At 70.1% G+C, this 13520-nt stretch carries 15 protein-coding genes; 5 read left to right on the forward strand and 10 right to left on the reverse strand.

Annotated features, from left to right (window positions below; all coding sequences use genetic code 11):
• Positions 1-437 precede the first annotated feature (437 nt).
• Positions 438-2714 carry a catalase gene (locus ACFVX9_RS04100; RefSeq protein ID WP_387980307.1) on the forward strand — a complete coding sequence of 759 codons (2277 nt, stop codon included), beginning with the start codon at positions 438-440 and terminating at the stop codon, positions 2712-2714.
• 434 nt (positions 2715-3148) lie between these two features.
• On the opposite strand, the gene ACFVX9_RS04105 is transcribed toward ACFVX9_RS04100, so the two are convergent.
• The 3 genes from ACFVX9_RS04105 to ACFVX9_RS04115 all read right to left on the reverse strand — a co-directional run bounded on the left by ACFVX9_RS04105 (position 3149) and on the right by ACFVX9_RS04115 (position 5089).
• Positions 3149-4147, reverse strand: a complete 999-nt coding sequence (locus ACFVX9_RS04105; RefSeq protein WP_387980309.1) for an acyl-CoA desaturase — start codon at positions 4145-4147, stop codon at positions 3149-3151.
• Between the two features lie 342 nt (positions 4148-4489).
• A complete protein-coding gene (locus ACFVX9_RS04110; protein ID WP_371520454.1) occupies positions 4490-4663 on the reverse strand; it encodes a CsbD family protein in 174 nt (57 codons plus the stop codon).
• Between the two features lie 270 nt (positions 4664-4933).
• Positions 4934-5089 carry a DUF6131 family protein gene (locus ACFVX9_RS04115; protein WP_371520451.1) on the reverse strand — a complete coding sequence of 52 codons (156 nt, stop codon included), beginning with the start codon at positions 5087-5089 and terminating at the stop codon, positions 4934-4936.
• A gap of 332 nt (positions 5090-5421) precedes the next feature.
• On the opposite strand from ACFVX9_RS04115, the gene ACFVX9_RS04120 reads away from it, so the two are divergent.
• From ACFVX9_RS04120 to ACFVX9_RS04130, 3 genes are all read left to right on the forward strand, one after another.
• The gene (locus tag ACFVX9_RS04120) at positions 5422-5583 is read left to right on the forward strand and encodes a YqaE/Pmp3 family membrane protein (protein ID WP_380375096.1); all 162 of its coding nucleotides are present in this window, start codon (positions 5422-5424) and stop codon (positions 5581-5583) included.
• Between the two features lie 40 nt (positions 5584-5623).
• Positions 5624-6655 (forward strand): YihY/virulence factor BrkB family protein, encoded by a 1032-nt coding sequence (locus tag ACFVX9_RS04125; protein WP_387980312.1) that lies wholly within the window; start codon positions 5624-5626, stop codon positions 6653-6655.
• A gap of 200 nt (positions 6656-6855) precedes the next feature.
• The gene (locus ACFVX9_RS04130) at positions 6856-7119 is read left to right on the forward strand and encodes a hypothetical protein (RefSeq protein ID WP_387980314.1); all 264 of its coding nucleotides are present in this window, start codon (positions 6856-6858) and stop codon (positions 7117-7119) included.
• A gap of 160 nt (positions 7120-7279) precedes the next feature.
• On the opposite strand, the gene ACFVX9_RS04135 is transcribed toward ACFVX9_RS04130, so the two are convergent.
• A complete protein-coding gene (locus ACFVX9_RS04135; RefSeq protein ID WP_387980316.1) occupies positions 7280-7510 on the reverse strand; it encodes a DUF6296 family protein in 231 nt (76 codons plus the stop codon).
• A gap of 263 nt (positions 7511-7773) precedes the next feature.
• Between ACFVX9_RS04135 and ACFVX9_RS04140 the strand changes: the two genes are divergently transcribed.
• Positions 7774-8118 carry a hypothetical protein gene (locus ACFVX9_RS04140; protein ID WP_380375101.1) on the forward strand — a complete coding sequence of 115 codons (345 nt, stop codon included), beginning with the start codon at positions 7774-7776 and terminating at the stop codon, positions 8116-8118.
• An 836-nt stretch (positions 8119-8954) separates the two neighbouring features.
• On the opposite strand, the gene ACFVX9_RS04145 is transcribed toward ACFVX9_RS04140, so the two are convergent.
• The 6 genes from ACFVX9_RS04145 to ACFVX9_RS04170 all read right to left on the reverse strand — a co-directional run bounded on the left by ACFVX9_RS04145 (position 8955) and on the right by ACFVX9_RS04170 (position 12596).
• Positions 8955-9119, reverse strand: a complete 165-nt coding sequence (locus ACFVX9_RS04145) for a hypothetical protein (RefSeq protein ID WP_380375103.1) — start codon at positions 9117-9119, stop codon at positions 8955-8957.
• A gap of 967 nt (positions 9120-10086) precedes the next feature.
• A complete protein-coding gene (locus ACFVX9_RS04150) occupies positions 10087-10443 on the reverse strand; it encodes a PRC-barrel domain-containing protein (protein WP_380375105.1) in 357 nt (118 codons plus the stop codon).
• A gap of 167 nt (positions 10444-10610) precedes the next feature.
• A complete protein-coding gene (locus tag ACFVX9_RS04155; protein WP_380375106.1) occupies positions 10611-11120 on the reverse strand; it encodes a hypothetical protein in 510 nt (169 codons plus the stop codon).
• A gap of 74 nt (positions 11121-11194) precedes the next feature.
• On the reverse strand, positions 11195-11752 hold the full coding sequence (locus ACFVX9_RS04160; protein WP_380375108.1) for a hypothetical protein: 558 nt from the start codon (positions 11750-11752) through the stop codon (positions 11195-11197).
• Positions 11753-12015: 263 nt separating this feature from the next.
• Positions 12016-12201: a hypothetical protein gene (locus tag ACFVX9_RS04165; RefSeq protein WP_380375109.1), complete on the reverse strand. Its 186-nt coding sequence runs from the start codon at positions 12199-12201 to the stop codon at positions 12016-12018.
• A 239-nt stretch (positions 12202-12440) separates the two neighbouring features.
• The gene (locus tag ACFVX9_RS04170; protein ID WP_371520432.1) at positions 12441-12596 is read right to left on the reverse strand and encodes a DUF6131 family protein; all 156 of its coding nucleotides are present in this window, start codon (positions 12594-12596) and stop codon (positions 12441-12443) included.
• Positions 12597-13520 lie beyond the last annotated feature (924 nt).

A 13520-nucleotide genomic window follows, 5' to 3' on the forward strand; every position in this document is an offset into this window, starting at 1 on the left:
TTGCTGGTCCTCCGCCTGCCACCCCGCTCCCTCCCCCCTCTTCTCCCCCCCCTTTTTTCGTCCCCCGCCGGCCACGACCCCCCCAGGTCCGTGGGAGTGGCAGCTGGCCAGGACCCGCCGGGTGCGGGCCTCGCCCGTGCTGCAGGATGTTGCCGGGGGATTCGAGGCGGTGGCTGGCGGCTCCGGCGCGGACGTGGCACCTTCACAGCACCGTGCTGCTTCTTCTGGAACATCTCGTACGCTGTCGGCGCGTCGCTGAGCGGGAGATGGTGGGTGGCGAAGGTGCCGAAGCCGGACCGTACTTCGCCGGGGCCGGGTGTGTCGTGCCGGGCAGGGCGCCGCCCGTCGGGATAGTCGTTCGTACAGCACCAGTACGCCTGTGGGCGCCGGTCCGGCCGATCGGGCCCTGCGGGCTCGACGCCAACGCTGGAGGACAGATGGACGACAGGACGGGCCCCGTGAAGAAGATCGTCGACGCCGTCGCAGAGACCGTGCACGACGACAGACAGCCGTCGGGCAGAGTGCCCGGTGCGCCCGGCAGCAGACCGCCGCAGGTGGCGGAGCCCACCGAGCCGAGGGCTCCGCTGCCCCCGAAGCCGGACCAGCAGGCGCCCCTGCCGCTGTCGCCCACCGGCCGTGACACCGGCGCGCCCGCGGACGTGCGGTCGCAGAGCGGCGGATACCTGACCACCGCACAGGGCGCGCGGCTCCCGGACTCGGATCACTCGCTGAAGGCCGGTCCGCGCGGACCGGTCCTGCTCCAGGACCACCACCTGCGCGAGAAGATCACCCACTTCGACCACGAGCGGATCCCGGAGCGGGTCGTGCATGCCCGCGGCGCTGCGGCTCACGGCGTGTTCCGCGGCTACGGCACCGCCTCCGCCGTCTCGAAGGCCGCGTTCCTGAAGGAGGGTGTGGAGACGCCGCTGTTCGTCCGTTTCTCCACCGTGCTGGGCTCGCGCGGCTCGGCCGACACCGTCCGCGACACCCGGGGCTTCGCGACGAAGTTCTACACCACAGAGGGCGTCTTCGACCTGGTCGGCAACAACATCCCGGTGTTCTTCATCCAGGACGCCATCAAGTTCCCCGACGTGATCCACGCCGGCAAGCCCCACCCGGACCGCGAGATCCCGCAAGCGCAGTCCGCCCACGACACCTTCTGGGACTTCGTCTCGCTGCACACCGAGGCCACGCACCACACCATCTGGAACATGTCCGACCGGGCCATCCCGCGCTCCTTCCGGATGATGGAGGGCTTCGGAATCCACACCTTCCGCCTGGTCAACGCCGAGGGCGCCGCGACACTGGTGAAGTTCCACTGGAAGCCGAAGGCGGGCGTGCACTCCCTGGTGTGGGAGGAGGCGCAGCTGATCGGCGGCATGGACCCGGACTTCCACCGGCGCGACCTGGCCGACGCCATCGAGGCCGGGAACTTCCCGCAGTGGGAACTCGGCATCCAGGCCTTCCCCGACACCCCCGAGCAGATGTTCCAGGGGATCGACCTGCTCGACCCCACCAAGATCGTCCCGGAGGAACTCGCCCCGGTGCAGCCGATCGGGCTGCTGACGCTGAACGCCAACCCGGTCAACTACTTCGCGGAGACCGAACAGGTCGCCTTCCACCCCGGCCACCTCGTCCCGGGCATCGACATCACCGACGACCCGCTGCTGGCCGGGCGGCTCTTCTCCTACCTCGACACCCAGATCACGCGCCTGGGAGGCCCGAACTTCGCCCAGATCCCGATCAACCGCACCCACGCCCCCGTCAACGACATGCTGCGCGACGGCTTCCACCAGGACGCCGTCCACAGCGGCGTCGCCCCGTACAAGCCGAACTCGCTGGACGGCGGCTGCCCGTTCTTCGCCGGCCCGGACGACCACGCCTTCGTCGAGTTCCCCACCCCCGTCGCGGCCTCGGCCAAGGTCCGGGCGGCGCCCGCCTCGTTCGCCGACCACTTCAGCCAGCCCCGCCTGTTCTGGCTCAGCCTGAGCCCGGTGGAGCGCGAACACGTCATCGCCGCCTACACCTTCGAACTCTCCAAGGTCTACGAACAGGCGATCAAGGAACGGGTCCTGACCGTCCTGGCGCAGATCGACGACACGCTCTGCCAGGAGGTCGCCGCCGGGCTGGGCCTGCCCGCCCCCCAGGCCGCCACCACGGGCCGCGCCGACATCGCCCCCAGCCCCGCCCTGTCCCAGCTCGGGCAGCGGTGGCCGGCCACCGGCCGCGTCCTCGGCATCGTCGCCGACCCCGGCAGCGACGTCGGCGCGGTGCGCGGGATCCGTGAAGCCGCCCTGAGCGCGGGACTGCTGCCGCTGGTCATCGCGCCCACCGGAGCGCCGCTGTCCGACGACCTCGCCGTGCAGCGGACCTTCGCCGCCGCCCGGTCCGTCGAGTTCGACGCCCTCCTGGTGGCTGCCGCACCCGCGCCGGGCGCCGACGACCGCGGGGTCCGGGACGCCAAGTCCGGTGCCGTCGCAGCCAATCGGCCCACGCTGGACTCCCGCGTCGCCCTGCTGGTCAACGAGGCCTACCGGCACGCCAAGCCGATCGCCGGCCTGGTGGACGCCCGCGCCCTGTGGGCGGCGGCAGGAGTCGACCCGCAGGCACCCGGTGTGTTCAGCGAAACCGACGGCGCCGACGCCGTTGCGGCACTGGCGGAGCAACTCGGCACACACCGGGTCTGGGAACGCTTCCCGGCCACGGCACGCTGATCCCGTCCTCACCCGTCTGTCTGCCGGAGTGACCGCTCCGGCAGACCGGTGTGTAAGCGCTGAGGGCCTGTGCGTCCAGGTCGCAGCTATGCACGCCCCCGATCCTCACCCCGATCACCCGTGCTCTCCACGTTGTTTCCCGGGCACGTCTCGATCTTCTTCAGCGACCTACGGCCGGGCCCGGGCTTGGGGGTGTAGGCGTCAGAGGGCGCATCAGCCGTGGGCGTCGTTGTTCGGGATGCCTGCGCGCCGGTCCTGCTCAGCTACACGAGCTCGATGTGGCCGTCCGGGGGATCTGTGCGAGTTCTCCGCGCGTCCTGCGGATCCGTCGTAGGTGGCCGGGGTGGTGCGGTGGCCTGTGACCTGGCGAACCGGCCCCCGTGGTGACCATCCCGCGGCGCGTGTCCGCAAAGGGGGCCGGGGGCCTGTACGGCTCAGTGTCGCCGGGTGTGCAGGCGGGAGGCGACGGGCCAGTGCACGTCGGTGATCCAGCCGGCGCGTTCCAGCAGGCGGATGGCGGCGGCGGAGGGGTCGAGCTGACGGCGGTCGACACCGTGGCGCGCGCAGGTGGGGTTCGCGTGGTGCGTGTTGTGCCAGCTCTCTCCGAAGGACAGCAGGGCGAGGGGCCACAGGTTGGTCGCGCGGTCGTAGCGGCGGGTTCGGAACGGCCGGTTCCCGATCATGTGGCACAGGGAGTTGACGCTCCACGTCACGTGCTGGAGGAGAGCGACGCGCACCAGCCCGCCCCACAGCAGGGCGGTCAGCGCGTCGTGCAGGGTCGCGCCGATCAGCCAGCCCGTGCCGAAGGGCAGCGCGAGCGAGACGGCGCAGAGCGCGGGGAAAGCGCGCGAGACGGCGCGCATGCGCCGGTCCACGAGCAAGTCGGGGGCGTAGCGCTCGGCTGCGGTGACCGTGCCGGCGAACAGCCAGCCCACGTGGGCGTGGGCCAGGCCGCGCAGTTGGCCGCGCAGGCCGGTGCCGTAGCGAAACGGCGAGTGCGGGTCCCCGGGGCGGTCGGTGAACGCGTGGTGGCGGCGGTGGGTGGCCACCCACGCGATCACATCCCCTTGGAAGCTCATCGACCCCGCCACCGCCAGCGCCACACCCACGCCGGGACGGGGGGTGAAACCACGATGGGCCAGGCCACGGTGGAAGCCCACCGTCACGCCCAGTCCGGTGACGACGTACAGGATCAAGGCGAGCGTCACGTCCGCCGGTCCGATCAGGCGTCCCCACAGCACCCATCCCGCGAGGGCCAGCGCCAGGAACGGGAACGCCACGATCACCGCGACCGGCGCCAACTGCCACCACCTCGGCGCCCCCGGCCCGACTGCCTGCTCATCCCGGGGGAAGGGTGACGTTCCGTCGTAGTCGCAGGGGCCCTGAGCCGCCGGCGGCCCTGGAGAGGCCCCGGGCTGCTTCGAAGTGGCCATCGCGGACTCCTTCGCCGTCTCGTCCACGCACGGCCAGCGCACAGGCCGAACTCCGGGGAACACGCCTGTTGTCCACGGTAGGCGGCATGCCGCCCGGAGCGGCGCCCGCCGAACGCCCCGTGTGCGAGGTCCACCCGTTTGCCCTCGAAGTGATTGCGTCCTGGCCGTCATCGGACTGGTCCGGAGCTGCTGGGTCCGTGGGTCACGTGGTCGGCGGCGGCCTCCGGGCGGCGGCGCTCAGCGCGGGGTTAGAGGCATGCCGCACCCCAGCGCAGGCGCCACCCTCCTGGTGGGGACCTCAGCAGGTCACGGGCTTGCGGATGGTCTCCCGGTGGCGTGTGGTCAGTGTTTGAAAGCGTCCTTGATCTTCGCCCCGGCCTGCTTGGTGTTGCCCTTGACCTGGTCGCCCCTGCCCTCGGCCTGGAGTCGGTGACTGCCGGTGACGCGACCGACCTTCTTCTTGACTCCGCCCTTGACCGCTTCTGCCTTGTGCGCGATCTTCTTGGTGATGCTCATGGCGAGCCGCCTTTCGTGAGTCGAACTGCCGGGCGGGGCCGGACGGCAGTCTGCGCGGGATGGTGGGGGCTTGCCGGTGGGTGGCCCGGTGCCCGAACAGGTGGAGCCTTGCGTGGTGGCCGTCGACCGCCTGCTGGCGGCGGTCATCGTGGGGTGGGCTGTTCTTCCGAGCGATGCGGCGTGAGGAGGATCAGCCCGAACAGGGCAGTCGCGCCGACGATCCCCTGCGCGGGCGCGCTGTCACCGGACCACCGCGTACGCGCCGGACGCCTACCAGTAGTGCCGCCGTCCGCCGACCGCGTGGCCCACCGACCCCAGGAGCAAAAGGATCAGTCCGATAACGGCCACGATGATTCCGATGGTCCACAGGATGGCGATCTTGGCGACGAACCCGACGACGAGCAGAATCACTCCGAGAACAATCATGGCGACCTCCAGCCTTGCAAGGCCCCTCCAAGCGGTCTGATTCCCGCTGGTCACGCAGTCAAACGAGTCACGATCGGGCCCCCGGGAACCGGACCCTCCGGGCAGGCCGCCCGCTCCCGTACGGAAGCGGGCGGTGTCCCACAGCGCTTCGAGGAGATGACGCCGGACCGAGCAGGAGTCGAGCGTCCGGCCGGGCGGCCCGCAGTCCGGGGCCGCCTACGCGTACCCGCCGGTCGAGTTCGGCCGACTGCCCGCCGGGCGGCCGACGGTGAGACCATGAAGAGGCGGGTCACCGTGCCTCGGCCACCGCACCTTCGGAACGAGGGATGATCATGGGCAAGGTCCTTCTGGTGCTGTTGTGCCTGGTCCTGCCCTTCCTGGCAGTGCTGATCAAGGACGGGCCGAGCATGAAGGTGCTCTGGGCCTTCCTCCTCCAGCTCTGCGGCCACGTGCCCGGAGTCATCTACGGCATCTACCAGGTGCTCAAGGACTGAGACCCCCGGAACAGACACCCCACACGCCGGGTTGGCACCCATGTCACGACACGAGAACGAACACCGGCATACCGGCACGGGCGACGGGGCCGGGCCCGCCACCGGCGGCGCCGGTCCCACCGAGAGCCCGACCGACCTGTCCAGGAGATCCTGGTGGGGCGTCCTGAAACGCACCACCAAGCAGTTCAAGGCCGACAGCCTCAGCGACGCGGCGGCCGCGCTCACCTACTACGGCCTGCTGGCGATCTTCCCCGCTCTCCTCGCGCTGGTGTCGATCCTGGGACTGGCCGGCAGCTCCGCCACCACGCCGCTGCTCGACCGCCTCCGCGACCTCGGCCCCGGCTCCGTCCGCCAGATCCTCACCACCGTGGTGCAGCAACTCCAGGCGGACCAGAGCCGGGCGGGCATCGCGCTGACCATCGGGATCGTCCTGGCCCTGTGGTCCGCCTCCGGCTACACCGCCGCGTTCATGCGCGCCGCCAACCGCGTCCACGGCACCGACGAGGACCGACCGCTCTGGAAGACCCTGCCCACCCGTCTCGCCCTGACCGTCGTCATCATCGTGCTCCTCGCCCTGACCGCCACCGGTGTCGTCTTCACCGGCGCACTGGCCACCAGGACGGGGAAGATCCTCGGAGTCAGCGAGAACGCCGTACAGGTATGGGGCATCGCCAAATGGCCCGTCCTCGTCATCATCGTCATCGCGATGGTCACCCTGCTCTACTGGGCCGCCCCCAGCACCGAACGACCCAAGCTGCGCTGGATCCTCCCCGGAAGCCTGGTCGCCGTCGTGCTCTGGGTCCTCGCATCCGGCGCGTTCGCCCTCTACGTCGCCAACTTCAGCAGCCTCAACAGCACCTACGGCAGCATCGGCGCCGTGATCCTCTTCCTCCTCTGGCTCTGGGTCTCCAACGTCGCGATCCTGCTGGGCCTGGAGTTCAACGTCGAACTGGAACGCGGACGAGCCGTCGCAGTCGGCCGCCCACCCGAGGACGGGCCCCATCCCGTACCCCGCGACACCCGCACACCACCACCCGGCACCCCACAGGACCAGGACAGGCCCGGTCACTGACGCCTGTGCCTGCTCACCGCTTCGGCTGTCGCCACGTGAGGCGGCACGCCGGCCGCAGGGCGGCCCGTGGCCCATCGGCGTGCCCGGGCCCGACGCTTGCACAGGCACCCGGCTGGGCGAAGCGCACAGACTGTGCCCGGTCAGCGGAACAGCCCTTCACCGGGTGGCGTTCCGGGCGCCGGGCGGCGAGCATCATGGCTATGTCAGAGCGCGAACTCCCCCTGAGCAACGACGCCTTCTACCTGGACGCCGCGGCCCGGATGTTCGGGTGGGACGTGAGACGAGGGGCGGACGAGGCGCTGGTGCTGTCGCTGTCCGAGTGGACGGTTCGGGCGCTGTTCTGGCGCGGAGTGTTCCGCTACGCGCGGGCCACCGGCCCCGGCACCTCGGACGTGGAGCTGGCCCTGCGGGAGGTGCTCGACGTGCTGGAGGAGCACGGCAGCCCGGAGCCACCGACGCCGTAGCCCGCCCTGGAAACGAGCCCTGAGGGGCGAATCAGGGCAGCGGCTAGGCGTGCAGACACTGCTCCTGCCCGCTCCCACCTGCTGGGAAGCCCCTGCCCGCCAGAGGCTGGGCCAGGCGTCCCAGCTAGTGCCGCATTGGCTGCGGCCCCGCGCACGCGGCTCAGGCCAGAGCAGCGGCGTGCAACGGACCGTTGGTACCTGGCCCGCTGGTCAGGAGCCGGGCGCAGCCGTGTTCGTTGATCTCGACGCGTAGGCGGCTAGTCTCGTCGGTGTAGATCTCGTGTCCGCCGGGCCCCCTTGTGTGGGTGGCGGTGACGATCACCTGGCGCTGTGGTGCGTGGGTGCCGGTGGTGCCGGGGAATGTGAGCAGATACCGGGGGGCTGGTGTCATGACGGTGTTCTCGTTCCTGCGCATGTGCCATCGTGGACTGCCCCTCGCGATGGCGGGGACGATCGCGGTCGTACCGGGCGGCGGATGCATCCGAAGGCAGCAGTGTCTGCTACCCCAGTGTGCGTCGTGGGCGCAGCATGCCGATCGCTGCGGTGGCCCTGGCAGGGCTTTCGGTGGCGTGCCCCGGTGACTGCGGTGGCTGCCGGGCGCGTCTCCGGTTTCTCCCGGCGGCGGTCAGTGAGGCGTGGGCGTAGCGTTTTGGCATGACCAGCGACGAGACGATGATCCCCGCTATCGGGGTCCGCGGGCTGGAGCAGGTGTTCGAGGCGATCGTTGTGGCTGGCGGCCGTCCCCGGCCGTGGAGCGGCTTCGAGCACGGCGTGCTCGAAGCCTATCGATGGGCAGCTGGCGCCCAGACCGAGGCACCGGTTACCGCCACTGCCCCGCTTGGTGCCGCCGGCCCCTGTCGCGCGCAACTGCTCGCCGAATGCCAGGCCGCCGCCGTATGCGTTCGCGACACCGGCCGGCATGGCGCCGACGCTGGCTACGCCCTGGGTGCTTACCGGGCACTCGCCTGGATTTGCGGCCACCACGACGACCGCCCCTGACATCCTCCGGCACAGGTACCGCGCGTGCTGGTCGATGATGTCCACCAGCACGGCGGCGAGGCGGCTGGCAGCCGACGTACTGGTGCGGCCCGCTGGCTGGGGATCCAGTGCTGCACCGCGCCCGGGCGATGCCGAGTCAGCTCCTTGCGGCTCCCGGGGTCGACACGGCGCAGGCGCGCGGCGTGCCGATCTATCGCACGCCGGCCGCCGTCTGATGCTCGATCGGGCGCGCCGTACCGGGTGAGCGCGACCCAGCGTGGGACGCGTTGATCCGCTGGCCCCGGCGCGCCGCTGGGGCCCTCTGATGGCATGCCGGATGCCGTGGCATGCCGGATGCCGTGGCGGGGCGCTGGCCGGCGGGCGCCGACGGTACCCAGCTGTCCGACAGTGCGGCACCGTCTCCGTCCTGCGACGGTGCCTTGCGGTGGGGAGGCCGACCCCCCGTTCGGCCGCACACTCGCCGATGGCGGCATCGTTTGTGGCGTGGTACGCCCGCTCCGGCCATCGCGCGGGCATGCTGGCGCGATGACGCCCACCAGACGCAGCCGCCGTCGCACCCGCGCGCGCCGGCTCAACGTCCCTGGAACAGATCGGTCTGTGCCCGGCAGCGCCCGATCCGGCACTTCCTGCGGCTTCCCAGCCGACGGTCTCCGGGCCACGCGTCGCCGGATGCTGCACCTCCATCGTGACAAGGCAGGTCATGCAGGGCGGCACCGTGGTCGTCACGCGCCACCACTCCGTCGGCTGTGGGGTGTGGTCGGCCTGCTGACCGGTTGTGGCCGTCAGTGGCCGGTACCTCACCCGCCGGGGCCGGAGAGGCCCGGCTTCCGGGTGGGTCACCGCAGGGCGCGCCGACTGCGCGCCGAGCGTACGGCGAGGAAGACCACATCGGCGACGAAGAGGAGAATGCCGATGGCGAGTAGGTACAGCAGGCCGTGGACGACGACGCCGACGATGCCCAGCACGATCGCCACGATGACGACTAGGAGGAACAGAGCCATCACATACCTCCCTGCGGCCCAGGTGGGCCCGGGTCGATTGCCGGTGCACTTCCAGTCTGCGCCCCCGCCCGGCAACGAGCGCGCACAGGTGGCGCCGTGACCCTGGCGGCGGCCACAGGCACGTCACGCTCCGCCGCCGCGCCGGTCCACCGTGTTGTCCTCACCCGGATTTCAACACGTCTCCCCGCCCCGTGGGGATCTGTGCTGGTCAGATGGGGTGAAACGGCCGAGTGGCTCGTTGCCCGCCCCGCCCCGGGCAGCGTTGACGGGGACGTGACCACCTCAACCACCGCCCCGATACTGCCCGGCGCCCTCCCGACGCCGGCCGGTCCTTCCACGCACGACCAGGGCGCGGACACCGCGCCCTGCCCCATAGCCGTCCACTCCCGCACCACTTCAGCGCCGCCCGCTGTGGGCGCCCCTCGCCTCGGCGGCCGCCGATGGCTACACCGGCCTCGCGCTGGACACCTCCCGCGTCACCGTCGCCGGCTCCGGCTTCCTCGCCGTCCTGCGGTGGTTGGGCCCGCAGCGGACGCCGACTACGACCTACGGCCCGCTCCCGGGCCGTCCAACGGCTCCTGGACGATGCGGCCGCAGGACCGGCCGACGCCCTCACACGACACGAGGAGCCGACAGGCGATACCGGCGATGGCCCGGCCCGTCTGGCGGACGCGACATGTGATCAGAACAGTTTCGGAGGGTCACCGCTCTGCGTACACCAAGCGGCCATTCTTCCCGCAGTTGTCGCACTGGAAATGCATCGAGTTGTGAAGCTGGAGTGTCTCGCCGGTCTCTTCGTCGCGGATCCATGTCAGCTGCGGATCCTCCCAGTGGACCTTCGTGTGCTTGGCTTCCCCGCACAGTTTGGACACGGCCACCATCGCTCGGTCGCGTTCATGGCGGCCTCCTCTCCAGGACAACCAGCCGAGTATCCGGCAGAAGATCATGTAGGGCAGTGCCGGAGTGCTCAGCGGCGGGCGAGCTGGCGTTCACCGGATGCGCCGGTCCGGTAGGCCAGGCCGTAGTGGCGGAAGAGGGCCTCCTCGTCCTCGGCGGGCAGGACGTCGTCGGTGCCGATCGCGGGGCAGTCCCTCACCAGCGGCTTGCCGTAGACGACCTTGACGTAGCCCGGCCCTACGGTTGCCCCGTCGAGGGGGACGAAGACCAGGCGGTGGCGGGTGGGCAAGCCGATCTGGACGGTGGCCATGGCGGGCTCGTCCGTGCTGGTGTCCACGTAGATGGCCTCCAGGGTGCCGATCTTGTGCCCGTCCGGGTCAATGACGTCATGGGTACGCCACTCCCGGATGTCGCCTACCTGAATCACTATGACTCCCTTCACCAGGCCTGGCTCCGCGAGCAGCCGGCACTTCTCCTGCCCGCCGAGATCGGGACCGCTCCAGGCCCCGCCTGCCGTGCCAGGGCCTGGATCCCCTCGTCCGCGGTGGGCACCAGCGCAGGCGCCCGCAGGGCATGTGTCTTTTGCTGCGCTGCTCAGGTGCTGAGCAGGCGGTTGAAGAACGAGCGGTAGCGCCGGAGTGCGATGCGCAGTTCCTCGGTCGGCACCTCGTCGCCGCGGTGCCACTGGCCTTCGAGATCCTGCTTGTGTGCGGAGAAGGTGGTGGCGAGTGCCTGCATCGCTTCGGCGACCAGTGCGTCGGCCGCGTGTACGGCGTTGCGCGGGTCGTCAACGAACTCGCTCTGGATCTTCTGCCACCGGGAGCGGAACTCCTCCTGTTCCGCCCCCAGCAGGGGTTCGCTCTCCTCGGCCGCTTCCGGATCTTCGGCGGGCTCGGAGGCCTGGGCGTCGCCTTTCTCCCGGTCTTCGCCCGTGGACTCCTGTTCGCCGCCCTCTCGCTCGGTGGTGGTGGCTTCCCCGGGGAACGCCGGTGGCGAATCCGCCCAGGGGTCCTGGACCTGGTCGCCGGTGTCCTGTCGGGCGCCGGCCAGGTCCTGCGTGGACAGGCCGCCCTCGCTCGGTTCGGGTGTCTGTTGGCTGTGCATCTCTTCACTTCCGTCTCAGCGGTTCCGGTCGGCGGCGGATTCGGTCCGCCAGGTTCGAATCGTTGGCGCGGGGCTCAGGCACGGCTGCCCCGCGGCTGGTCGCCGTTGTGGAGCAGTTCCTCGAAAAGGGTGCGGTAGTGCACCATCGCGCCCCGCAGTTCCTCCGTGCTCGCCTGGTGGCGGCTGCTGCGGTCGTTGACCTCGTGGGCGGACCGGAAGTGCGTCAGCACGTTCCCGTGTTCGACGGAGAGGTCCTTGAGTTGCTGCTCGTACCCCTCGGTCGGGTACCCACGCTCGGTCATGAGCGTGGTGACGAGCCGGTCCGCCTCGTGGACCGCGTCGTCGGGCCGGTCGACGAACTGTTCCTGCGCCCGGTTCCAGTCCTGGGTGTACCGTTCCCGGGCGGCCGGCGGCAGCGGCTTGATATCCAGCGCGTCGTGGCGTTCCTCCCGCTCGTGCAGCTCGCGGTCGGCCGCCAGGCGGCCGACCCTGGCCTCCACGGCCCGGTCGTACTCCGGCCCGAATCGCTCCCGCAAGTGGCGGCGGCGTACGACCAGCCGTGCCACCAGCGCGCACACGATCAGCAGGACCACGACGGCACCGATGATCACGGCGAGGGTTCCTGTCGTCATTGGGTCCTCCGCTTGTAGCCCACGAACCCCACCCATTGGATCCCCTGAAGTGCGCTTGCCCTTGGCCGCCGCGTCAAAACGCGGACAATTCGGGCCAAACGCCCGTGGGGGCTGCCTCGAAGGGTCGACAATTGGTCGTCGCACGGCTGCCGGTGGCGTCCTGTGCGGCGATCTGGCCGTCCCCTCGGCGTCGTCTCTTCTCGGCGCCGTCCGTCCTTCGGCGAGGCGATCGGCGATCACGGTCGGCGGACTGCTTCCCTCCGTCAGCGGGGCAGGCACTGGCCTGAGCGTCGCCAGGCCGAGCGCACGGCGAGGAGCGCCCCGTCAGCGACGAGGAGAAGAACACCGATGGCGAGCAGGAACAACATCCCGTGGACGACGACACCGATGATGCCAAGAACGATGGACGCGATGAGTGCGAGCAGGAAGACGACTATGAACGGGAACACCTCCCTCGGCCAGTACGGATGCCCGGCAACGCGAGCTGCGACCCGCCGTGGGCGTCTGGTTGACAAGCCGGACTGCAACGCCATCGAATATTCGGATCCTGAACCCCGACCCTGGGGATGTGCTGTGCCCGGATATTCCTGGCCGAGAACATCGCGGGCCCATGCCGGCCCGACCGCGTGCCCAGTGGCGATCGCTCGAATTCGTGCAACACCATCGGTCTGGGGACTGGCCAGAGCGCCTACCAGTAGTGGCGCCGCCCGCCAACCGCGTGCCCCACCGATCCCAGGACAAACAGGATGGCTCCGATGACGGCCAGAATGATTCCGACGGTCCACAAGATTGTGATCTTGGTCAGGAAGCCGACGATGAGCAGGATGATTCCAAGGATGATCACGATGTACTCCGATCTCCGCAGAGCATTCCCTCCTCATCGTCCCCGCCCGCCACTTCCGGAGCAAACGCTAGCTGGGCTGACCTGAGGCCCGTCGAGTCGCTCGGCTTCCGAGAAGAGAGGGCGCAATTGCTGCTAGGTGAATGACGCGAAGGGCTAGTGGTCATAGGTGGTCGGCGAGCGCATGACCAGGCTGGCCAGTGTGATCGTTGTGCCCGATCTCGGTAGCCAGAGTGAGGACGTGCAGGACGTGGGTCATCGCCCTACAGGGGTGCGGCCCTGGTGACATTCGAGCCTGGGGCGGTGAGGCGGATCGGTCTCGGCGGCGTCGGAAACGCCGGCCCTGGGGTGAGCACGCCCGCGTTGGCCCGGCCGACAGGCCCGGGCTCGGAGAGAGGGCGTCGACGATGTCGTCCGACCGCAGCGAACCCGTCGGGCGGACGGCGGCCGATGGCTGAACCGGGGCCCGCAATCGGGCGGACAGGTTCCACAGGGCACCCCCTCGCCCTGGTCGGTTCGATCGGCGCCGGCGAAGCGCCGCTGTGAGGGCTCGCGGCCCTTGATTGGGCGGTCGGGACGATGTCGTCGACCGGGCGAGGTGTTGCTGGTCGAAGGGCTGGCTTCCCGGCACCCGGAAGCCCCGTCGCTCACAGTAGTGGGTGCGACGGGATCGGCGGACCACCCCAGTTGCTGACTATCCGTCATCGAATCTCGGATCCGGTGCACATCCGGTGCACAAGACGACGAGGACGGACGAGTACCAGCGAGAGATCAAGAGGAGTGTTTTCCCAGGTCAGATGCTATATCTGGTCGATTCTCACTGTCGGGCCATGCGAGCCGATTTAGAGGTCGTAGTACAGCTCGGACCTCTCCCGACTGCACCTCAGCCGGCACGGGCGTCGATGTGGCTGCAATGCTGGGGACCAT

Origin of the sequence: Kitasatospora sp. NPDC058243 (genome assembly GCF_042882025.1) — a bacterium.
GTDB lineage: Bacteria > Actinomycetota > Actinomycetes > Streptomycetales > Streptomycetaceae > Kitasatospora.